We start from the raw sequence: 21170 nt of genomic DNA on the forward strand, positions 1-21170 counted from the left end.
TGCGCACGGCAGAACAGGGAACAGATGCTTCTATATGCAGGCAAATCAGAAAGTATCAAGCCATGGCAATGATGGCCGGCTGACTGGGGGCGTACCCTTTCCGGGAAGAAGGGGATGCAGGGGCTCCTGCATAATTGCATGCCATCCGATGGCATCGGCCATGCCTCCAGGGGGTGATCATCGCAGGTCTGTCTGCGGAGGCCATGCCCAAAGGGGGGTGACGAAGGACTTTCATGAAAGCGCTTGCCTTGCATGCCGGGCCGGCAGCCCTGGCCCATATTCGTGCACACGGCCTCGTGCCGTCCCATGTCGCTGCGGTGCCGGCTGCCGCAGGTGGCCCCAAGGGTCTCATGCTGCTGCACCTCGACAGGCATCTGTTCGGGCATTGGCTGCCGCAGGCCGAAGGTCCCATCAATCTGGTCGGAGCCTCCATCGGCGCATGGCGACTGGCCACGGCCTGTCTGGATGATCCGGTGGCCGGCTTCGATGCTCTGGAACACCACTACATCCATGACAGCTATCCGCTGCGGCGGGCGTGGGGACGATGGCGCCTGCCGCCGCCGTCTGCCATCAGTGCTTCGTTTGCGGCCAACCTGCATGAAATCTTCGACGGGAGCGTGGACCGGGTGCTGGCGCATCCCCGCTATCGGCTGCACGTCATGACCTCGCATGGGCGGAGCGGGCTGCTGGCGAAGGAAGGCCCGTGGCGCAGCACACTCGGGTACCTGGCCGCCTATGTCGGCAACGCCCGCAGGCGCGAGGCACTGGGGCAGTGGCTGGAACGCGTGGTGTTCTCTGCACCGGTGGTTTCCGGTGGGACTGGGGCGGACACGGGTGGGGCCGAGTCGTCTCCCCTGCCGTTCGATGCGCGGGACTTTCCGACCCGGCAGGTGAGCCTGACGCCAGCCAGTTTCCTGCCCGCCGTGCAGGCCAGTGGCTCGATTCCGTTTGTGCTGGAGGCCGTGCATGACATTCCGGGAGCCCCATGCGGGGCCTACTGGGATGGGGGCATCACCGACTACCATCTGCACCTGCGCTATCTGCAGGGCCTCTCGGCGCAGCCCGCAGGCACTGGACCAGCCCGCAGCATCGTGCTGTATCCTCACTTCCAGCGCACCCTGATTCCCGGGTGGTTCGACAAGGCCTGGACTCGACGTCATGCGAGCACAGCAGCCCTTGATCATGTCCTGCTGCTGTCCCCGCGCCCGGACTGGGTGGCGCACCTGCCCCATGGCAAACTCCCAGACCGCCAGGATTTCAAGCGCTATCTGGGCGATGACGCGGGGCGTATCCGGGCCTGGACCCAGGCCGTGGCAGCCAGTCGCCAGCTGGCCGATGAATGGGCGCACTGGCTCGAACATCCCGACCCGGGGCAGGTGCAGCCTCTCTGAATCTGCATTCTGTGCGTTCCGTTGTGGAGGCTGCCTCGCTGCCTGCCTGTTTCTGCATCATTCCCATCATGTCTTCTTCCGATTCGTCTTTCTCTCTCTCTGCTCCCCTTTCGGTTCCTGCGGGAGTCGATCCCGTGGCGTGGGGCGAGCTGCGGCCTCACGTGCGCACCCTGCTCGAACGCATAGGCCGCCGCACGCGTCCCCCCATGGAAAGCCTGCCCGCCGATCTGGCGCGCGAGGCCTATGCGCTGGGCTCCGAGGTGCTGGAGATCCGTCCCCCCGAGCTGGCCCGTGTCGAGGAGCTTCGGATTCCCACGCGCGATGCGCGCAGTATCCCGGGCAGGCTCTACATTCCCCTGCGGGGGACAGGGCAGGACGCCACCGTTCCGCTGCCGGTGCTGGTCTTCTACCATGGGGGAGGATTTGTGGTCGGCAGCGTGGCCACGCACGACACCCTGTGCCGCGCGCTGTGTGCAGGCAGTGGCTGCGCCGTGGTATCGGTGGACTACCGGCTGGCCCCCGATCACAAGTTTCCCGTTGCCTTCCAGGATGCGTGGGATGCGATTTTCTGGTTGCGGCAGAAGGCAGCGGCCCTGGGGCTGGATGCCCAGCGCATGGCTGTCGGTGGGGACAGCGCAGGGGGCACCCTGGCGGCAGGATGTGCGGTGCAGGCCGCGCAGGAGGGAGTGCCTCTGCGCCTGCAGCTGCTCTTCTATCCCGGCATGCAGGCTGCGCCCCTCACCCCTTCACGACACAAGTATGCGCAGGGCTTTTTGCTCACAGAGCCCCAGATCGCATGGATGTTCGAGCAATGGGTGAACAGCCCTGCCGACTATGAGGACTGGCGGTTTGCTCCCTTCCTGGCCCCACGGGTGGATGGTGTGGCTCCCCTGTGGCTGGGGCTGGCAGAGTGCGACCCGATCTATGACGATGCCATGCTCTGGGCCGATCGGCTGCGTTCGGAGGGAGTGCCCGTGACGCTGGAGGTCTACCACGGTGTCATCCATGAATTCATCAAGATGGGGCGAGCCATTCCCGAAGCCCTGCAGGCCCATGCAGATGCCGCCGCCGCCCTGCGCCGGGCACTGTGGGAGGAGTGAAGGCATCCGCACCCGTTCAGGGATTCTGTGGGCCCGCTACGCCATGCCGTTGCGCCGGGCCAGCTCCAGAAACAGGGCAGAGTGGTCCAGATCGCCGAGCCCGTGAGCGATGGCATCGGCGTAGAGCTGCTCGACCAGCGCCGTGATCGGCAGCTGGCAGTCCAGGGCATCGGCCGTGTGCAGGGCGTTGCGCATGTCCTTGAGCTGCACCTGCATGCGGGCACGTCGGGCAAAGTCGCGCTGCACCATGCGTTCGCCGTGCAGCGTCAGAATGCGGCTGTCGGCAAATCCGCCGAGCAGCGCCTGCCGCACCTGCGCCATGTCGGCCCCGCCCCGGGCACAGAGCAGCAGGGCTTCGGCCACGGCGCCGATGGTGGTGCCCACGATCATCTGGTTGGCCACTTTGGCCAGCTGCCCGCTGCCGGCAGGGCCCACCCGTGTGGCACGTCCGAGTGCCGAGAAGATCGGTGTGGCGCGTGCGAAATCCTCTGCGCTCCCACCCACCATGATCGACAGCGTGCCCGCCTCGACCCCCACGGTGCCGCCCGAGACGGGGGCATCCAGCGCATGGATGCCCAGCCGGGCCAGCCGTTCGGTATGCGCGCGTGCTTCGTCGGGGGCGATGCTCGCCATGTCGATCCACAGCGTGCCGGGCCGCATGTGGGCGGCAGCCTCTGCGGCGCCGAACAGCACGTCCTGCACGACAGGGCCGTTTTCCAGCATGCCCACCACCACATCGGCGGCTCGGACGGCATCGGCAGCCTGTGTGTGGAGCACCGCTCCGGCCTCGCGCAAAGGCTCGGCCCGTGCAGTCGTGCGGTTCCAGACATGCACCCGATGCCCTGCAGCGCAGAGTCTTTGCGCCATGGGCAGCCCCATGGCGCCGGTGCCGAGCCAGGCCAGCTGCAGCGGAGTGAAGGCGGTGGAAGAAGATGGAGCGGCAGGAGAGGATGAGGACGACATCATGAGCGCGTGAGGGACAGGTCTTTCTGCAGCCGCTGGAATTCGGACGACTGGCGCAGCAGCACGGAGCCAGCTTCTTCCAGCAGGTTGATCTGGGCGGGCGGCAGGTACAGGCTGGTGGGAATGTTCAGCGCCTGTCGGCGTTGGGCAGCATCGGGCAGATCGGCAAGATCGAGGCTGATGAAATACAGATCCACCGGCGTCTCGCCCTTTTGCCGGGCACGGGCCTGCTCGCCTGCCCGCCAGTGATCGATCAGCCGCCGGAACTGCCGCAGCGATTCCTGCGAGTTCCTGTCGATGGGAATGTTCACCAGGGCCTGCACCACTTCGCGGGTGGGCGGAACGGCTGCACTCTGGTCGATGACCGAGGCGGGACGGTTCTGCGCATTGACGCTGATCACCACGATGCGGCGTGCCCGGTGCAGGGTGAACTGGTCGTAAATCTGCTCGCTGCTGTAGAGCTGGGTGGCATCGAGCAGGCCGCGCATGCCCAGGTTGTCCACCAGCCCACCGTCGAGCAGATGGATGTAGGGGCGCTGGCGGCTTTCGTCATAACCCGTGAGCGAGCGCACGATCTCCATGCGGGTCTTGTGTTCCAGGCTGCCGGGCGATGTAAGGAACAGCGCCTGCTGCATTTCCTCCGGCAGGGTGTAGTGGCAGTGTCCGCCGTGGTTGTTGAGCGTGACCGGTGCAAACACCAGCGGCACCGCGCTCGATGCCGCCACGGCCCTGGCCACTGGCAGCTTAGACAGGTTCAGACAGAGCACATCGAAGTTCTCCTGAATGAAGTCGAGCCGTGATCCGGTGGACATGTCGGTCGCACTGATGACGGAGAACGGCCCCTTGCGGCGGCTGGCCAGATCGCCGAAGGTGGCGTGCTGGAAAAGCGTCAGGTCGAGCTGCTCCTCCAGCAGATCGCCTCGTCCGAATTCCGGTGAGCTCAGGCGCGACCAGTTGGTCACCGAGAACACCTTGTGCACGATATTGCGCTGAATGTCCTGCTTGAGAAAGTGCGGCTCGAAAGTCTGGAAGATCTCCGGCCCTTCCAGCGCCCAGGCGGCCGAAAGCATCGAACCACCCGAAATGCCGAACGTCAGATCCACCTGTGCCGACAGGTCCGTGGTCTCGCCGTTCCGGACGAACTGCTGCCGGCGCATCTCCTTGAGCACGCCATATCCCAGCGCCGCCGCCCGCGAGCCGCCGCCCGAGAACATCATCACCACGAACAGGTCATCGGCCCGTGCCCGGTCCGCCGTCTGCGACTGCACTGCCGTGCGCAGCCGGTAGCCCACCTCGGGCTGCACCCGGTCGATGGTGGCGAGCGGGGTATAGCGCACCGAGGCACAGGCCGCCAGCAGGCAACACATGCCCACCAGCCACAGAGAGCGCAGGCGCAGCAGGACAGTCGGCAGGGGACGCATCGGCAACATGGGAGGCAAGAATCGTGGTGCAGCAGTCCATCTGGACTGCAGGGAAGGGCAGGGCACCTTGCCCTACATCAGCAGGTGTTCCCCTTCGTTGGCGCCGCCCAGAATGACGTAGTTCACCTTGCGAATGTCCATCAGGCTCCTGCCACCCGCATAGCTGATCGAGCTCTGGATGTCCTGATGCATCTCCTCCAGCGTATCGGCCAGCTTGCCCTTGACCGGTTCCAGAATGCGCTTGCCCTCGACATGCCGGTATTCGCCCTTGTTGAAGTCGCTGGCCGAGCCGTAATACTCCTTGAACAGCGTGCCGTCGACCTCCACCGTCTTGCCCGGAGACTCCTCATGTCCCGCAAACAGGGAGCCAACCATGACCATGGTGGCCCCGAAGCGGATCGACTTGGCAATGTCGCCATGGCAACGAATGCCACCATCGGCAATCAGCGGCTTGGTGGCCACGCGGGCGCACCACTTCACGGCACTGAGCTGCCAGCCTCCGGTGCCAAAGCCCGTCTTCAGGCGCGTGATGCAGACCTTGCCCGGCCCGATGCCGATCTTGGTGGCATCGGCACCCCAGTTCTCCAGGTCGATCACCGCCTCGGGCGTGCCCACATTGCCGGCAATGACGAAGCTGCCCGGCAGCCGATCCTTGATGTGGGCAATCATGTCCCGCACGCCATCCGAATGTCCGTGCGCCACGTCGATGGTGATGTATTCGGGCATCAGCCGCTCGGCCGCCAGCGCATCGACCACGGCGCGGTCCGCTGCCTTGATGCCCACCGAGATGCTGGCATACAGCCCCTTGCCCCGCATATCGCGCACAAAGGCCACCGTATCCAGATCGAAGCGGTGCATCACATAGAAATAGTCGTGCTCCGCCAGCCAGGTGCACAGCCGCTCGTCGACCACGGTCTTCATGTTGGCAGGCACCACCGGAATCCGGAACGCGCGCGGCCCGAACGTCACCCGTGTGTCGCATTCGCTGCGACTCGTGACGCGGCACTTGCGGGGCAGCAGCAGTACGTTGTCGTAATCGAAGATATCCATGACCAGCCTTCCAGCAAACCGGTGCGGAGCCGCGCAGACATGCCATGCGGCATCGGCACTCCACACGCAAAAAAACCGGGCGCCACGGCGGCAGCCCGGTGATCCATTCTAGCGGTGCCCCCATGCCTCAGCCGGGGCGGGAAGGCATGGTGCGTCAGCACGGGCCTGCCCATCATGCACACGGGGTACCTGCCGCGATGGACAGGTACCCCGGGAGGCATGGCTGCCTCGGGGACAGCCATGCGAGCAGCGTTGTGGCTCAGTGCTTGGCTGCAGAGGCTGCACCAAAGCCGGTCTGTGCGCGCACATACTGGTCATCGAATGCAGCGATCTCGGCCTTGGCACGCACGCTGCCATCGGTTTTCGACATCAGCCAGGCCATGAAGAAGGCCAGCGGCATGGCGAACAGGGCAGGCTGCGTATACGGGAAGATCGCGGCCTTGTAGCCCAGCACATCCACCCACACCGACTTGGAGAACAGCACGAACAGCACTGCGGACACCAGGCCGGAATAGCCACCCCACAGGGCACCGCGGGTGGTCAGACCCTTCCAGTACATCGACAGGATCAGCACCGGGAAGTTGGCGGCAGCAGCCACGCCGAAGGCAAGGCCCACCATGAACGCGATGTTCTGCTTCTCGAAGGCGATGCCCAGCACGATGGCAATCACACCCAGCACGATGGTGGCGTACTTGGAGACGCGGATCTCATCGGTCTCGCTCACGTTGCCCTTCTTGATGACGCGGGCATACAGGTCATGCGAGATGGCAGAGGCACCAGCCAGGGCGAGTCCGGACACCACGGCCAGAATCGTCGCGAAGGCCACGGCAGACAGGAAGCCCAGCAGCAGGTTGCCGCCCACGGCCTTGGCCAGATGCATGGCCACCATGTTGCCGCCGCCGATGAGTTTGCCACCCAGCTTGCCACCCTCGAAGAAGTCGGGGTTCTGGCCCACGATCACGATGGCGGTCAGGCCCATCAGGAAGATCACGTTGAAGAAGTAAGCCACGAAGCCCGAGGCGTACAGCACCGACTTGCGTGCTTCCTTGGCGTCGGTCACGGTGAAGAAACGCATCAGGATGTGGGGGAGCCCGGCCGTGCCGAACATCAGGCCCAGTCCCAGGGAGATGGCCGTCACCGGATCGGCGAGCAGGCTGCCCGGATACATCAGCTTGCCCTTGAGCTTGTGCACAGACATGGCCTTTTCCACCACCGTCGTGTACGAGAAGCCGAACTGGCTCATGGCCAGCAGCATCACCACCGTGCCTCCGAACAGCAGGAGACCGGCCTTGATGATCTGCACCCAGGTCGTGGCCACCATGCCGCCGAACGTCACGTACACCATCATCAGGATGCCCACGGCGAAGATCGCCACGATGTAGTCGAGCCCGAACAGCAGCTTGATGAGCTGACCGGCACCCACGATCTGCGCGATCAGGTAGAAGCACACCACGATCAGGGAGGAAATGGCCGCCATGGTGCGGATCTTGCCCTGGTCGAGCCGGTAGGCCGTGATATCGGAGAAGGTGAAGCGCCCCAGGTTGCGCAGGCGTTCGGCCATCAGGAACAGGATGATGGGCCAGCCGGCAAAGAACGCCATGGCGTAGATATAGCCGTCATACCCGGTGCCGTAGACCAGCGCGGTCAGCCCGAGCAGCGTGGCAGCCGACATGTAGTCGCCCGCAATGGCCATGCCGTTCTGGAAGCCGGTGATCCCGCCGCCAGCGGTATAGAAATCGGCAGCCGACTTGTGCGGCTGGCCGCCCAGTAGGTAATGCCCATGGTCAGACCCACGAAGATCATGAACATCACGATCGCGGACCAGTTGGTGGCCTGCTTGGTGGTGGCCTCCAGTGCGGGGCCTGCGGCATAGGCCAGACCGGAAGCACCAGCGAGTGCCAGTGCAGGGAATCGACGGAACAAGGTACGCATTACTTCCCTCCCTGGGCTGCATCACGCAGGATCTGCTGGTTGATGGAGTCGAACTCGGTATTGGCACGACGGACATACACGGCCGTCAGCACCCAGAACAGAATGAACATGAACAGCTCCACTGCCACGCCCACCGTCAGCATCGAACCTGCACTCACAGGCTCACCCAGCACCTTGGGGGTGAAGGCCACCACCATCACGAACCCGTAGAAAAGCGTCAGCACCACAAATGCCAGCGTCCAGGCAAACCGGCCGCGCTTGGCCACCAGCTCATGGAATTTCGGATTGGCGCGCACTCTTTCGTAAATTGCACTGCTCATCGATTCCCTTTCATGTCATTTCAAGAAAACAGGCCTCAAAAGGTCGAGGCGTGTTTATAAAAATGCATGTTGAATGCAAACTTACAGAGTGATGCGTCATTCAGGGTAAACCATCAAGGGTTTGCCCTTGGAATAGGGAAATATAGGGAAATATCCCTATGTCACATTCGCGGCCATTTCATGGAAAACCCTTGTGGGCTGCAAGCCCCTGTCCTGTGTGGCACGCATCAGGAAGAAGGCGGAATTGGGGTGTCGTTGCATTGCAGTGGTGTCTTTTTCCCATTTCCTGAGATGACGACATGCATGCATGTGATTTCCGTGTATTTTTATCTTGCGAAATGGCATTTCTCCGTTGATATTCCAGAAAGACCCATTCACTGATTCAAAATCAGCCTGTCGTCCATCGTTCCGCTTTCTGTGGCAGTGCGGTGGCCGGCGCTGCAGCAGAGCATTGGGAATGAAGAGTCTGCTTGGCAGCGGGGCTGAGTGCCTCTACAATGCTGTACGCATATACAGTCATGCGGCGTTTCGCATCGTGTGGCTGTCACCGGCTCTTTCGTGGCTCGGCATGCCTGATGCCTGTCTTTTCATGAACCTCTCCCGTCGTCATCTCACCCGTCTGCGTCAGATGTACCGTTCCTCGGGCTGGCCCTGTCAGGACACGCTGGAGGTCGATCTGATCGCGGCAGGGTTGTTGTCCCTGCACTGGGATGCCGACGGCCGTTCCACTATTCGCCTGACCGCTGCGGGCATCGACTCGCTGGCGGCCTACGGTGCCGACAACCGAGAGGCTCGCTCGGCCCACGAGCAGCTGGTGGAGCAGGTGGCACAGCATCAGCATGCGCAGGGACGCATTGCATGGCGCGGTCTGTCGCTGCGGGCGTCCATCGTGCGGGACGCTGTGGGAAGGCTGGCAGTGGAAGAAGCGCCGGATGACCCGGAGCATCTGGAGCTCCCAGAACTCCTGTGCGTGCCAGACGACGTCATCGCCCCTGCTGCACGCGAATGGGTCGTGGCGATGCCCGATGTCTTCAGCCTGCGCCATACCTCGCGCGAGGCGTACCTCGAACCGGTGATCCACGAGATCAAGGTCAGCCGTGCCGATCTGCTTGGAGACCTGCGCAAGGCCTCCAAGCGCGCCGCTTACCTGGCCATGGCACCCCGTCTGTATTACGTGCTGGGACGCACGTCGGCAGGCAAGCCCATCGCCACGCCCGAGGAAATTCCCGACGAATGCGGGGTCATGGGGCTGGATGCACAGGATCACCTGGTTTGCCTGCGCGAGGCTCCCCAGCGTCCCTTTGTCCGGCTGCGCTTCGATGTCTGGATGGCGCTCGCACGGGCCACGCCGGTACGCTCCGCAGAGAGTGGGGCGCAGCAGTCCTTCTGAACCGAACCGCTGCGGCATGGCCTCTCCGTGTCGGAGAGGTGTGGCATCTTTCTTCTTGCATCGAGCAGAACGCCTGGTTGCACCAATGGCTCGCCTGCGTACAGAGGAGCTGCGTTGCCGCGCTGCGGCAGGACGATGTGGATGCCACCCGCATGAAAAAGGCTTCCCGAAGGGAAGCCTTGGTGTGCAGCATGGCCAGCGACCAGCGCGCCCTTCTCGCAGAGGGTGCGCGGTGTTCTGGCTTATTCTTCTGCGTGGGTGGCGGCCAGGGTTTTCTTGAGTGCTTTGACGGCCTTGAGCACTTCCTCGACGTGGTCTGCCACCTTGACCCCACGCCATTCCTGCCGCAGGATGCCGTCGGGATCGATCAGGAAGGTGCTGCGCTCGATGCCCTTGACCTTCTTGCCGTACATGATCTTGTTCTTGACCACGCCGAACATGTGGCACATTTTCTCTTCGGTGTCTGCAATCAGTTCAAAGGGCAGTTCGAGCTTGGCCTTGAAGCCGTCGTGCGACGTCATGTTGTCGCGCGAGACGCCGAACACCGTGGCACCGGCCTTCACGAAGTCCTTGTACTTGTCGCGGAAGCCCATGGACTCGGTGGTGCATCCCGGTGTGTTGTCCTTGGGATAGAAGAACAGCACCACGATCTGACCATGATGAGAAGTATTGCTGACCTTGACGTTGTTGGTTGCGTTGGCTTCGAATTCGGGGATCGGTTTGTCTACAGCAATCGCCATGTGAATCGTTCTCTTTCGATGTGTCGGATGGGCGTGGCGTGCAGGAGGAGCACGCCGCTGCCGACGATGGGATACAAACAAGCGCTGCCAAGAAGGAGTGACTGCGTATGTACTCCTTCGTACTACTGGTGAGGGCTTGGAGCGTGGCTGCCATGCTACAGCCAAGTAGTAATTTTAATCCAAAACGGAAAGCCGCGCCTGTTTTGAGCGATAACAATGCCCCCGTTTTTCTGGGGCAGACGCCTCAGGCGGTCTGTGCGGGCTCTTCCTGCAGCAGCACGGCCAGCACCCGCCGTCCTTCGCCGGCAAGAATGTTGTAGGTACGGCACGCCGCCTCGGTGTCCATGGTCTCCAGACCGATGCGCCGGGCCATGAGCGGTGCGAGCCACGCCGGCGGCACGAAGCGCAGACGGTTGCCGCTGCCGAAGATCACCACTTCGTAGTCCAGCTCGGCCAGCGGCGCAAAATCCACTGCAGCCAGGTCTTCGAAGCGCGAGCAGGGCCAGTCCTGCAGGAAGCCGTCCGACCCCAGCCAGACACTGCGCGTGCGGCGCTGTTCGTCGACGGCGATCCAGCCGGGGCCGTAGGCGGTGATGGATTGCACATCCATGTGATCGGGCTGAATCTTCATGGCAGGGGTCCGGAAGGGAAGAAGGGAGACACAGAGGGGCGCCAAGAGGCTGCATCGTCGTGCATTGGCCTCTTCATGGAGCAGGGCTGTGTGTGGGTCGATCAGCAGGGCATGAGAGCCGGAGCGCTGGGAAATGCCCCATCGCGATGCAGACGGACAGTGGCCTGGGAAATGTGGTCAAATTATAGTTTTTCCTCAAAAACCCTCAGCAGGAGTCGTTGTGAAACCCGTACTCAAATCTTCCAAGCTTGCCCACGTGCTGTACGACGTGCGAGGTCCCATCGTGGAGGCGGCGCGGCAGATGGAGGACGAGGGGCAGAAGATCATCAAGCTCAACATCGGCAATCTGGCATCGTTCGGGTTCGAGCCGCCGGAAGAGATCGTGGAGGACATGATCCACAACCTGCCCAACTCGGCCGGGTATTCCGACAGCAAGGGCATCTTTGCCGCACGCAAGGCCGTGATGCACTACAGCCAGCAGCAGGGGGTCAAGGGCGTCACCCTGGACGACATCTACCTGGGCAACGGTGCGAGCGACCTCATCGTGATGGCCACCACGGCCCTGCTCAACGATGGCGACGAGCTGCTCGTCCCTGCGCCCGACTATCCCCTGTGGACTGCGGCCACCAGCCTCGCGGGCGGCATTCCGGTGCACTACATGTGTGACGAGAACCATGGCTGGATGCCCGATCTCGACGACATCCGCTCCAAGATCACGCCCCGCACCAAGGGCATCGTGGTGATCAACCCCAACAATCCCACGGGGGCGCTGTATTCCGATGAGCTGCTCCTGGGCATCGTGGCGCTTGCGCGCGAGTTCGGCCTCATCATCATGGCCGACGAGGTGTATGACAAGGTGCTGTACGACGGGGTCAAGCATACGGCGCTGGCAAGCCTGTCGACCGACGTGCTGACGCTGACCTTCAATTCCCTGTCCAAGGCGTATCGCGGCTGTGGCTACCGGGCCGGCTGGATGGTGGTGTCGGGCGACAAGTCCGCCGCACGCGACTACATCGAGGGCCTGAACATGCTGGCCAACATCAAGCTGGGCTCGAATGTGCCCGGCCAGTGGGCCATCCAGACGGCGCTGGGGGGATACCAGAGCATCAACGACCTGGTGCGCGAAGGAGGGCGTCTGCGCCGTCAGCGCGACCTGGCCCATGCCCTGATCACCGCCATTCCGGGCGTGACCTGCGTGAAGCCGCAGGCTGCGCTCTACATGTTCCCGCGCCTCGATCCCGAGCTCTATCCGATCGAGGATGACCGGGAGTTCTTCCTGGAGGTGCTGCGCGCCACCCGCGTCATGCTGGTGCAGGGCTCGGGGTTCAACTATCCCGACAACCAGCATTTCCGCATCGTCTTTCTGCCCAACGAGGATGACCTGCGCGTCGCCATCGGGCGGTTGGCCGACTTTCTTGCCGTCTATCGCAAGCGCCACGGCGCGGCGTCCTGACTCCTGCCGACAGGCAGCCTTTCTCTCCTACCTTCACTTTCCGCACGATGAACAGCATGCATCCCATTCGAATCGGCCTTCTCGGTCTTGGCAACGTGGGCAAGGGCGTCTACACCGTTCTGCGCCGCAATCAGGAAGAAATACGCGGGCGTGCCGGTCGCGGCATCGAGGTGGCCGCCATTGCCGTGCGTGACGTGGCCAGGGCGCGTGCCTATGTCGGTTCCGAAGTGGAGGTGACGGACGACGCCGCCTCCCTGGTGAAGCGTCCCGACATCGATATCGTGGTGGAGCTCATCGGGGGCTACACCGTGGCGCGTGAGATGGTGCTGGAGGCCATTGCCCAGGGCAAGCACGTGGTGACTGCCAACAAGGCACTGCTGGCCGTGCATGGCAGCGAGATTTTCGCGGCGGCGCAGAAGCAGGGCGTGATGGTGGCCTTCGAGGCGGCAGTGGCCGGTGGCATTCCCATCATCAAGGCCCTGCGTGAAGGACTGACGGCCAACCGCATCCAGTGGCTCGCGGGAATCATCAACGGCACCACCAACTTCATCCTGAGCGAGATGCGCGACAAGGGGCTCGATTTCGACGTGGCTCTGCGCGATGCCCAGGAGCTCGGCTATGCAGAGGCCGATCCGACCTTCGACATCGAAGGGGTCGATGCGGCACACAAGGTCACGCTCATGAGTGCAATCGCCTTCGGGGTGAACGTGCAGTTCGATAAAGCCTACATCGAGGGCATCACCCATCTGTCCTCCACCGACATCCGCTACGCCGAGCAGATGGGCTACCGCATCAAGCTGCTGGGCATCAGCCGGCACACGGCCAAGGGCGTGGAGCTGCGCGTGCACCCCACGCTCATCCCGTCGCGGCGCCTGATCGCCAATGTGGAAGGCGCCATGAACGCCGTGGTGGTGCATGCCGATGCCGTCGGCACCACGCTGTACTACGGCAAGGGTGCCGGCAGCGAGCCCACGGCCAGCGCCGTGATCGCCGATCTGGTGGACGTGACGCGCATGCACACTTCCGACCCCTCCAGCCGCGTTCCGCACCTGGCGTTCCAGCCCGATGCCATGCAGACCAATCTGCCCATCCTGCCGATGGACGAGGTGGTCACGAGCTACTACCTCCGTCTGCGGGTGGCCGACGAGGCCGGTGTGCTTGCGCGCATCACCAGCATCCTGGCGGATGACGGCATCAGCATCGACGCCATTGTGCAGCGCGAGGCGGACGAGGTGGATGGCGAGAACGCCAGCCAGACCGACGTCATCATCCTCACCCATGAATGCCGCGAAGCTGCCATGAACAAGGCCATGGCCAGCATGCAGCAGCTGCCCAGCGTGCTGCGGCCGATCGTGCGCATCCGCAAGGAAGAACTCAACTGATCCGAGCCCAAACGATGCATTACATCTCCACCCGTGGCGGAGCCACTCCGCGCAAGTTCTGCGAAATCCTGCTGGAAGGGCTGGCTCCCGACGGCGGCCTCTACATGCCCGTGCGCTACCCGCTCGTCAACGACGCCACGCTGGCCGACTGGCGCGCGCTGCTGGCCGAGAAGGGCTATGCCGAGCTGGCCTTTGCCGTGCTCTCGCTGTATATCGACGACATTCCCGCCGCCGATCTGCGCGACATCTGCCAGCGAACCTACACGGCCGACGTGTTCGGCACGCCCGAGATCACTCCCCTCAAGCCGCTCGAAGCCGGGCTGTGTCTGGAGGCCCTGTCCAACGGGCCGACCCTGGCCTTCAAGGACATGGCCATGCAGCTGCTGGGCAACCTGTTCGAGTACGAGCTGCGTCGCCGCGGCGAGCAGCTCAACATTCTGGGAGCCACCAGTGGCGATACCGGCAGTGCGGCCGAATACGCCATGCGCGGCAAGGAAGGGGTGCGCGTGTTCATGCTCAGCCCTCACGGGCGCATGAGTGCCTTCCAGCAGGCCCAGATGTTCAGCCTGCAGGACGCCAACATCCACAACCTGGCGGTAGAAGGCGTGTTCGACGATTGCCAGGACATCGTCAAGGCGGTGAGCAACGACCTCGACTTCAAGCGCAGCTACAAGATCGGTACGGTCAACAGCATCAACTGGGCTCGGCTGCTGGCGCAGGTGGTGTATTACTTTGCCGGCTATTTCGAGGCCACCGCTTCGAATGCGGAGCGCGTGTCCTTCACGGTGCCGAGCGGCAATTTCGGCAATGTCTGTGCTGGCCATGTGGCCCGCATGATGGGACTGCCCATCGACCATCTCGTGGTGGCCACCAACGAGAACGACGTGCTCGACGAGTTCTTTCGCACCGGTGTGTACCGCGTGCGTGCCGGGGCTGATACCTATGAAACCTCCAGCCCCTCGATGGACATCAGCAAGGCCAGCAACTTCGAGCGCTTCATCTTCGATCTGGTCGGACGCGATGCCACACGGCTGGCAGGGCTGTTCGGCGAAGAGCTTCCGCGCACCGGGTGCTTCGATCTGAGCCAGGACCCGGTCTTTGCCCAGGCTGCAGACCGCTACGGCTTCCTGAGCGGCAAGAGCACCCATGCCGACCGGCTCGCCACCATCCGGGACTGCTACGAGCGGCTGGGCGTCATGATCGACACCCATACCGCCGATGGCGTCAAGGTGGCACGCGAGCATCCGCAGACCGGCGAGACCATGATCGTGCTGGAAACGGCTTTGCCCATCAAGTTCGCCGTCACCATCGAGGAAGCTCTGGGACGGGCGCCCGATGTGCCCGAGCGCTTCCGTGGCATCGAAGACCTGCCCAAGCGCGTGCAGGTCATCCCGGCCGATGTGGAGGTGGTCAAGCATCTCATCGCCACCGACTGCGCCTGAGACCGTCCCCTGCGTCAGGGGCGCCGGGGCATTCACGCCACTGCCCCGACTCACCCATCCAGAGAGAGGCCACCTGCGGGTGGCCTTCTGCATTCTCGTGGCCCAGGCGGCATGGCTCTTTCAGGGGAGAGAGGGGGATCGAGACGGCCTGCGTGGACAGGGAAGGAAAGAGCCGCATCCCGGAATGCAGCGCCTAGAATGACACCATCGTATACAGGACGAAGGAGTTTTCATGATGCTTGCCGTTTCTCCATCTCGGAAGACAGTCTTCCGTGCTGCACGGTGGTGTGGACTGTGCGCAGCCCTGACCGTGACTCTGGCAGGGTGCACCACGGTCGACAGTCTGTCGCAACAGGTGTTCGGTCCTTCCGAATCGTCCCGACAGGCGCGGGGGGGGCACCATCCGGCCGTGCGCGCGGCCGAGCCTTCCTGGACCGGAACCTATCAGGGCATGCTGCCCTGCAATGACTGCGCCGGAGTCCGCGTGGCCTTGTCGCTGTTTCGGGATGCCACCTATGAGCTGCAGACCGATATTCTGGGAACCAACCGGCATTTCACACGTCGCGGAAGTTTCACCTTCAATGCGAATGAAACCCACATCCTGCTGGATGCCAACGGGCAGAACCGCAGCTTCGAGATCCTGTCTCCCACTCGCCTGCGCATGCTCGACAAGGACGGCCAGCGCATCCGCGGAGTCGATGCCGACCGCTACGTCCTCAGCAAATAGGGCAGGACGATAAGACCGCAGTGACTCAGGCTGAGAGGTGAACGCCTCCTCTCTGTGCCTGGAATGTCAGCCAGCTGACCACATTCGTCCTGGGGAGCCTTGCCGAGTGCCTTGAAAGGCGGGTGATTTCCCCCATTTCTGAGTCATACACGGAGGATATTCCCCTATGCGAATGGACAAACTGACAACCAATTTTCAGGAAGCCCTGGCCGACGCACAGAGTCTGGCACTGGGCAAGGATCACGCCTACATTGAGCCGGCCCATGTGGTGGTGGCCATGCTGCGGCAGGAGGATGGCCCCACGCCGCTTCTGCAGCGCGCGGGCGTGAATGTAGTGGGTCTGCTGGCGGCTGCCGAGCAGGCCGTCGACCGCCTGCCTCAGGTCGAAGGGCAGGAACAGGTGCAAGTGGGCCCTGATCTGGGGCGCCTGCTGCAAGCAGCCGAGAAGGAGGCCATCAAGCGCGGTGACCAGTTCGTTGCCAGCGAGCTGTTCCTGCTGGCAGTGGCCGATGCGCGCAGCAGCATCGGTGATGTGGCCCGCCAGAACGGGCTGACCCGCAAGAATTTCGAAGCCGCGATCGAAGCGGTACGAGGAGGACAGACAGTGGACAGTGCCAATGCCGAGGAACAGCGCGGTGCGCTCAAGAAATACACGCTCGACCTGACCGAGCGCGCCCGCGAGGGCAAGCTCGATCCCGTGATCGGGCGCGATGACGAGATCCGCCGCACGCTGCAGGTGCTCCAGCGGCGCACCAAGAACAATCCGGTGCTGATCGGCGAACCCGGTGTGGGCAAGACGGCCATCGTCGAAGGACTGGCCCAGCGCATCGTCTCTGGCGAGGTGCCCGACACCCTCAAGGGCAAGCGCGTGCTGGCGCTCGACATGGCCGGGCTGCTGGCTGGTGCCAAGTATCGCGGTGACTTCGAGGAGCGTCTCAAGAACGTTCTCAACGAGCTGGCCAAGGACCATGGACAGACCATCCTGTTCATCGACGAAATCCACACCATGGTCGGTGCTGGCAAGACGGACGGCGCCATGGACGCAGGCAACATGCTCAAGCCTGCCCTGGCACGCGGCGAGCTGCACTGCGTGGGTGCCACCACGCTCGACGAATACCGCAAGTACATCGAGAAGGATGCTGCCCTGGAGCGCCGCTTCCAGAAGGTGATGGTCGACGAGCCCACCGTCGAGGCCACGATCGCCATTCTGCGGGGGCTGCAGGAAAAATACGAGGTGCACCACGGGGTGGACATCACCGATCCGGCCATTGTGGCTGCTGTGGAATTGAGCAACCGCTACATCACCGATCGCTTCCTGCCTGACAAGGCCATCGACCTCATCGACGAGGCTGCTGCCAAGATCAAGCTGGAGATCGATTCCAAGCCCGAGGCCCTGGACAAGCTCGACCGCCGCCTTATTCAGCTCAAGATCGAGCGTGAAGCGCTGCGCAAGGAAAAGGACGAGGCGAGCCAGAAGCGTCTGGAGCTGCTGGAAGAGGAGATCTCCCGCGACGAGAAGCGCTATGCCGATCTGGAGGAAATCTGGAAGAACGAGAAGGCCGCCGCACAGGGCAGCCAGCAGGTGCGCGAGGAAATCGACAAGCTGCGCTTCCAGATCGAGGAGGCCACCCGCAAGGGCGACTTCAACAAGGTGGCCGAGCTGCAGTACGGCAAGCTTCCCGAACTGGAAAAGCGTCTCAAGGAAGCCCAGGCCAAGGAAACCGCTGCGGACGGTCACGGCAAGGGCAACCAGCTGCTGCGCACGCAGGTGGGGGCCGAGGAAATCGCCGAGGTGGTCAGCCGTGCCACAGGCATCCCCGTGGCCAAGATGATGCAGGGAGAAAAAGACAAGCTCCTGCACATGGAAGAAAAGCTCCATGAGCGGGTCGTGGGACAGGACGAAGCCATTCGCGCCGTGAGCGATGCCATCCGGCGTTCGCGTTCGGGCCTGAGTGATCCGAACCGCCCCACTGGTTCCTTCCTGTTCCTCGGGCCGACCGGGGTGGGGAAGACCGAGCTGTGCAAGTCGCTGGCCGGGTTCCTGTTCGACAGCGAGGAGCACCTGATCCGCATCGACATGAGCGAATTCATGGAGAAGCACTCGGTGGCACGCCTCATCGGTGCGCCTCCGGGATATGTGGGCTACGAGGAAGGTGGCTATCTGACCGAGGCGGTTCGCCGCAAGCCCTACAGCGTGGTGCTGCTCGATGAAGTCGAGAAGGCCCATCCCGACGTGTTCAACGTGCTCCTGCAGGTGCTCGATGACGGACGGCTCACCGATGGCCAGGGGCGCACGGTGGATTTCAAGAACACCGTCATCGTCATGACCAGCAACATCGGTTCGCCGATCATCCAGAGCATGGTGGGACACGAGCAGCAGGAGATCAAGGACGCCGTGTTCGAGGAGCTCAAGCAGAACTTCCGCCCCGAGTTTCTCAACCGGATCGACGAGATTGTGGTGTTCCATGGACTCGACGCCTCGCACATTGCCGAGATTGCCAAGATTCAGCTGCACGTGCTCGAAAAGCGCCTCGAGAAGATGGAGCTGCGTCTGGACGTGACCGAGAGTGCGCTCGAAGAGCTGGCCAAGGTGGGCTTCGATCCGGTGTTCGGTGCGCGGCCGCTCAAGCGGGCCATCCAGCAGCGCATCGAGAATCCGCTGGCCCGGGAGCTGCTCGAAGGGCACTTCCCGCCCAAGACCACCATCCGGGTGGCTGTCGACCCCGTCAAGGCACCCGGCGAGTTCCAGTTCTCGGTCGAGCAGAGCTGAGTGGAGGCTTGCCTTTGCACCCCATCCGTGTCATGACGGCATGGGGTGCAGATTTCTCTCATGGCCACAAGCCGCCCTGTACCGGGCGGCTTTTTTGTGTCTGCATGGAGAGGGAGTGCGGCCTCCCTCCGCAAACCACCGTGCTCAGGCTTTCAGCAGGCCGCTCACTGCCAGGGCGCGTTCGGCCATGGCCGGGGCAATGAGCCAGCCGTGTCGGAACAGGCCGTTCACGCGGGTGAGTCCCGGCGTGACCGTGATGTCGGGAAGGTTGTCTGGCAGGGCAGGGCGGAGGTTGCTCTCGGTGTGGACCACGCGGGCCTCGGTCAGTTCGGGCAGGACGGCATGGGCGGCAGCCAGCAGTTCGACCGTGCTGCGCAGGCTCACGGGGCTGCGATCCTCGCTTTCGATTTCGCTGGCGCCCACCACGATCAGATCACCGGGGCGGGGGACCACGTAGACCCGGTGCCGGGGATGCATGAGCCGCACGGGGCGATGCAGTGTCACACCAGGAGCGTGCAGCCAGAACACCTCGCCGCGCACCCCCCGTGTAGGCTGGTTGGGCAATGCAGTTCCCGGTATGACCGGATGGACAAATTCAGGCAGGTTCTGCGGTGCGTCAGGAGAAACAGGAGAGGTGGGTGTGGATCGTGCAGCGGCATGCCCGTTGCCGTCACGGGCCCCCAGTCCCCGCGTGTCGAAGACCCAGTCGAAAGGGGTGCCATCGATGGCATGTGGAACCACCTGCGTGGCATGCTGGCCCCATGCAAAGGTGGCTCCTGCCTGCACGGCCGCCGCCGCCATGGCCTGCATGGCCTGCACGGTGTGGATCTGCCCTTCCCGGTCGAGCAGCCAGCCCTTGAGATGGCGGGATACGGCAGGCTCCATTTCCTGCAGGCGGGCTGCGCTCAGGGGCTGGATGGCACTTTCGCGCATGGCTTCACCGGCAGGAATCTTGCTGTGCAGCATCTGCAGCATGCGCTGGGCGGCCCCCATGTCGCTGCCATGGGCGAGCAGCAGGCTTCCCTTCTGGGCAAAGTACACCGGCTGGCCACATTCCTCGTTCAGGCGTGCGACATGGGCGTGCCACAGATCGACGCTGCGCCAGCCCAGCTGGGCCAGACTCCAGTCGGCACAATCCAGTTCAGCCAGCGGGCTGAGCATGCCTGCGGCCGTGAATCCGGCCGCACGGGCGTGCGCGTAGTCGGGAGCGGCAGACGATGCCGGATCGATGACCGTGACCTGATGCCCCTGACGGGCCAGCTGCCAGGCGAGCAGCCGTCCCAGTACGCCTGCCCCCGCAATGCCGATGCGCGCAGGGGCATTCAGGTGGCCGAAAAGGGGGGTAGGAAGAGGAAACGCGGTGGTCAGGGCATGCATGGAGGGCGATCATACGCCGGCTCCTGGCTCTCTTTCCTTGCGCTGTGACAAGGGGGCGATGCCTGCCAGAGGGACAAATCGACGAACGGACAAACGGACAAGCGCGAGACGGGACATGCCCATCAAACGGGCAAGCCCGGCATTGCCGGGCTTGCTGCACGAGGGGAAGCGGAGCTCCGTCCGAGTGAGGGCGGCGCAGTTACCAGAGCCGCCACCACGAGTGAGCGGAGCCCGTATAGGGCGTTTTGAGGTAGGGGCTGTCCGGATAGTTTTGGGCCAGTACACGGCGGGTATCGTCCCGGGGCTGTGCAAGACCCAGTGCATCGTAGGATTGCGCGATGATGGCGAGCGCCTCCTGCTGGGCGGGAGCTCCCTGATAGCTGTTGATGGCGGACTGGGCACGGTTGATGGCAGCCACATAGGCGCCATGCCTGTAGTAGTACAGCGCCACCGACACTTCGGACTTGGCCAGGGAGTTGATGATGTACGTCATCCGCTTCTTGGCGTCGGGAGTGTAGCGGGAGTTCGGGAAGCGGCTTACCAGCGCACGGAAGGCATCGAACGATTCGCGTGCGGCATGCTGGTCCCGATCGGTGATGTCCTGATTGGCGAGGGATGCCAGCCAGCCCACGTCGCCATTGAAGTTGACGATGCCCTTGAGGTACATCGCGTAATCCAGTGCCGGACTCGACGGGTTGAGCTGAATGAACCGGTTCAGCGTGGCATTGGCCTCAGCCGTATCGCCATTGCGGTACTGGGCATAGGCCTTGTCGAGCTGTGCCTGCTGGGCGAGCGGGGTGCCTGCGGCACGGCCTTCGAGCACGTCATACAGCGGGATGGCCTTGTCATAGCCGCCCGAGTTGCTTTCGTCGCGCGCTTCGGCATAGATCTTGTTGGGACTCCAGGAAGCTGTCTTCTGCTGGACCGTATCCTGTGCTGCACATCCGGACAAGATGGCTGCTGCAATCGTCAGCAGGGCAGAAACACCAGATAATTTGCCGTGGCGTGAGATGTGTTGCATGTGTGGCGTAAGGCGCGATGAATGAGTGCGTTTGATTATAGCCAGCACGTCCATGACCCC

The 21170-nt window shown here is 63.3% G+C and carries 16 protein-coding genes and 1 pseudogene; 8 read left to right on the forward strand and 9 right to left on the reverse strand.

What is annotated here, in order from left to right:
• Positions 1-233 precede the first annotated feature (233 nt).
• Entirely contained in the window at positions 234-1391 is a 1158-nt protein-coding gene (locus tag ACE3P9_RS06565; protein ID WP_374492645.1) for a phospholipase, read from the forward strand.
• A gap of 68 nt (positions 1392-1459) precedes the next feature.
• Entirely contained in the window at positions 1460-2491 is a 1032-nt protein-coding gene (locus ACE3P9_RS06570; protein WP_374492646.1) for an alpha/beta hydrolase, read from the forward strand.
• A 36-nt stretch (positions 2492-2527) separates the two neighbouring features.
• Here the strand turns inward: ACE3P9_RS06570 and ACE3P9_RS06575 are convergent, their stop codons facing one another.
• The 5 genes and pseudogenes from ACE3P9_RS06575 to ACE3P9_RS06595 all read right to left on the reverse strand — a co-directional run bounded on the left by ACE3P9_RS06575 (position 2528) and on the right by ACE3P9_RS06595 (position 8177).
• Positions 2528-3454, reverse strand: a complete 927-nt coding sequence (locus ACE3P9_RS06575; protein WP_374492771.1) for an NAD(P)-dependent oxidoreductase — start codon at positions 3452-3454, stop codon at positions 2528-2530.
• Positions 3454-4884 carry a patatin-like phospholipase family protein gene (locus ACE3P9_RS06580; RefSeq protein WP_374492648.1) on the reverse strand — a complete coding sequence of 477 codons (1431 nt, stop codon included), beginning with the start codon at positions 4882-4884 and terminating at the stop codon, positions 3454-3456. The genes ACE3P9_RS06575 and ACE3P9_RS06580 overlap by 1 nt, the downstream gene beginning before the upstream one ends.
• 63 nt (positions 4885-4947) lie before the next feature.
• Positions 4948-5925, reverse strand: coding sequence for a GMP reductase (locus ACE3P9_RS06585; protein WP_374492650.1), 978 nt, complete (start codon positions 5923-5925; stop codon positions 4948-4950).
• Positions 5926-6184: 259 nt separating this feature from the next.
• Positions 6185-7857, reverse strand: a pseudogene (locus ACE3P9_RS06590) (cation acetate symporter).
• Positions 7857-8177, reverse strand: a complete 321-nt coding sequence (locus ACE3P9_RS06595; RefSeq protein WP_374492652.1) for a DUF485 domain-containing protein — start codon at positions 8175-8177, stop codon at positions 7857-7859. The pseudogene ACE3P9_RS06590 and the gene ACE3P9_RS06595 overlap by 1 nt, the downstream one beginning before the upstream one ends.
• 589 nt (positions 8178-8766) lie before the next feature.
• Here ACE3P9_RS06595 and ACE3P9_RS06600 point away from each other — a divergent pair.
• Positions 8767-9567, forward strand: coding sequence for a hypothetical protein (locus ACE3P9_RS06600; RefSeq protein ID WP_374492654.1), 801 nt, complete (start codon positions 8767-8769; stop codon positions 9565-9567).
• 242 nt (positions 9568-9809) lie between these two features.
• Here the strand turns inward: ACE3P9_RS06600 and ACE3P9_RS06605 are convergent, their stop codons facing one another.
• Positions 9810-10307, reverse strand: a complete 498-nt coding sequence (locus ACE3P9_RS06605) for a peroxiredoxin (RefSeq protein WP_374492655.1) — start codon at positions 10305-10307, stop codon at positions 9810-9812.
• 244 nt (positions 10308-10551) lie between these two features.
• On the reverse strand, positions 10552-10938 hold the full coding sequence (locus ACE3P9_RS06610; RefSeq protein WP_374492657.1) for an Mth938-like domain-containing protein: 387 nt from the start codon (positions 10936-10938) through the stop codon (positions 10552-10554).
• A 220-nt stretch (positions 10939-11158) separates the two neighbouring features.
• Between ACE3P9_RS06610 and ACE3P9_RS06615 the strand changes: the two genes are divergently transcribed.
• The 5 genes from ACE3P9_RS06615 (at position 11159) to clpB (ending at position 18712) form a co-directional block, all read left to right on the forward strand.
• A complete protein-coding gene (locus tag ACE3P9_RS06615) occupies positions 11159-12391 on the forward strand; it encodes a pyridoxal phosphate-dependent aminotransferase (protein WP_374492659.1) in 1233 nt (410 codons plus the stop codon).
• A gap of 56 nt (positions 12392-12447) precedes the next feature.
• Positions 12448-13773: a homoserine dehydrogenase gene (locus ACE3P9_RS06620; RefSeq protein ID WP_374492661.1), complete on the forward strand. Its 1326-nt coding sequence runs from the start codon at positions 12448-12450 to the stop codon at positions 13771-13773.
• A gap of 14 nt (positions 13774-13787) precedes the next feature.
• Positions 13788-15215 (forward strand): threonine synthase, encoded by a 1428-nt coding sequence (gene thrC, locus ACE3P9_RS06625; RefSeq protein ID WP_374492663.1) that lies wholly within the window; start codon positions 13788-13790, stop codon positions 15213-15215.
• A 232-nt stretch (positions 15216-15447) separates the two neighbouring features.
• Positions 15448-15942, forward strand: coding sequence for a copper resistance protein NlpE (locus tag ACE3P9_RS06630; protein WP_374492664.1), 495 nt, complete (start codon positions 15448-15450; stop codon positions 15940-15942).
• A 166-nt stretch (positions 15943-16108) separates the two neighbouring features.
• On the forward strand, positions 16109-18712 hold the full coding sequence (clpB, locus tag ACE3P9_RS06635) for an ATP-dependent chaperone ClpB (RefSeq protein WP_374492666.1): 2604 nt from the start codon (positions 16109-16111) through the stop codon (positions 18710-18712).
• A gap of 144 nt (positions 18713-18856) precedes the next feature.
• On the opposite strand, the gene ACE3P9_RS06640 is transcribed toward clpB, so the two are convergent.
• Together ACE3P9_RS06640 and ACE3P9_RS06645 are read right to left on the reverse strand one after the other, a co-directional pair.
• A complete protein-coding gene (locus tag ACE3P9_RS06640; protein ID WP_374492669.1) occupies positions 18857-20089 on the reverse strand; it encodes an FAD-dependent oxidoreductase in 1233 nt (410 codons plus the stop codon).
• 199 nt (positions 20090-20288) lie between these two features.
• Positions 20289-21110, reverse strand: coding sequence for an outer membrane protein assembly factor BamD (locus ACE3P9_RS06645; RefSeq protein ID WP_374492670.1), 822 nt, complete (start codon positions 21108-21110; stop codon positions 20289-20291).
• Between the last annotated feature and the right edge of the window lie 60 nt (positions 21111-21170).

The sequence above is a fragment of the Allobrachymonas sp. genome, from assembly GCF_041912815.1.
Classification (GTDB): Bacteria; Pseudomonadota; Gammaproteobacteria; order Burkholderiales; family Burkholderiaceae_C; genus Brachymonas.

What these genes read in the sequence shown, in the direction of transcription:
- ACE3P9_RS06565 (WP_374492645.1), top strand. Translation starts at nt 234, where the DNA reads ATGAAAGCGCTTGCCTTGCATGCCGGGCCGGCAGCCCTGGCCCATATT.
- ACE3P9_RS06570 (WP_374492646.1), top strand. Translation starts at nt 1,460, where the DNA reads ATGTCTTCTTCCGATTCGTCTTTCTCTCTCTCTGCTCCCCTTTCGGTT.
- ACE3P9_RS06575 (WP_374492771.1), bottom strand. Translation starts at nt 3,454, where the DNA reads ATGTCGTCCTCATCCTCTCCTGCCGCTCCATCTTCTTCCACCGCCTTC.
- ACE3P9_RS06580 (WP_374492648.1), bottom strand. Translation starts at nt 4,884, where the DNA reads ATGTTGCCGATGCGTCCCCTGCCGACTGTCCTGCTGCGCCTGCGCTCT.
- ACE3P9_RS06585 (WP_374492650.1), bottom strand. Translation starts at nt 5,925, where the DNA reads ATGGATATCTTCGATTACGACAACGTACTGCTGCTGCCCCGCAAGTGC.
- ACE3P9_RS06595 (WP_374492652.1), bottom strand. Translation starts at nt 8,177, where the DNA reads ATGAGCAGTGCAATTTACGAAAGAGTGCGCGCCAATCCGAAATTCCAT.
- ACE3P9_RS06600 (WP_374492654.1), top strand. Translation starts at nt 8,767, where the DNA reads ATGAACCTCTCCCGTCGTCATCTCACCCGTCTGCGTCAGATGTACCGT.
- ACE3P9_RS06605 (WP_374492655.1), bottom strand. Translation starts at nt 10,307, where the DNA reads ATGGCGATTGCTGTAGACAAACCGATCCCCGAATTCGAAGCCAACGCA.
- ACE3P9_RS06610 (WP_374492657.1), bottom strand. Translation starts at nt 10,938, where the DNA reads ATGAAGATTCAGCCCGATCACATGGATGTGCAATCCATCACCGCCTAC.
- ACE3P9_RS06620 (WP_374492661.1), top strand. Translation starts at nt 12,448, where the DNA reads ATGCATCCCATTCGAATCGGCCTTCTCGGTCTTGGCAACGTGGGCAAG.
- thrC (WP_374492663.1), top strand. Translation starts at nt 13,788, where the DNA reads ATGCATTACATCTCCACCCGTGGCGGAGCCACTCCGCGCAAGTTCTGC.
- ACE3P9_RS06630 (WP_374492664.1), top strand. Translation starts at nt 15,448, where the DNA reads ATGATGCTTGCCGTTTCTCCATCTCGGAAGACAGTCTTCCGTGCTGCA.
- clpB (WP_374492666.1), top strand. Translation starts at nt 16,109, where the DNA reads ATGCGAATGGACAAACTGACAACCAATTTTCAGGAAGCCCTGGCCGAC.
- ACE3P9_RS06640 (WP_374492669.1), bottom strand. Translation starts at nt 20,089, where the DNA reads ATGCATGCCCTGACCACCGCGTTTCCTCTTCCTACCCCCCTTTTCGGC.
- ACE3P9_RS06645 (WP_374492670.1), bottom strand. Translation starts at nt 21,110, where the DNA reads ATGCAACACATCTCACGCCACGGCAAATTATCTGGTGTTTCTGCCCTG.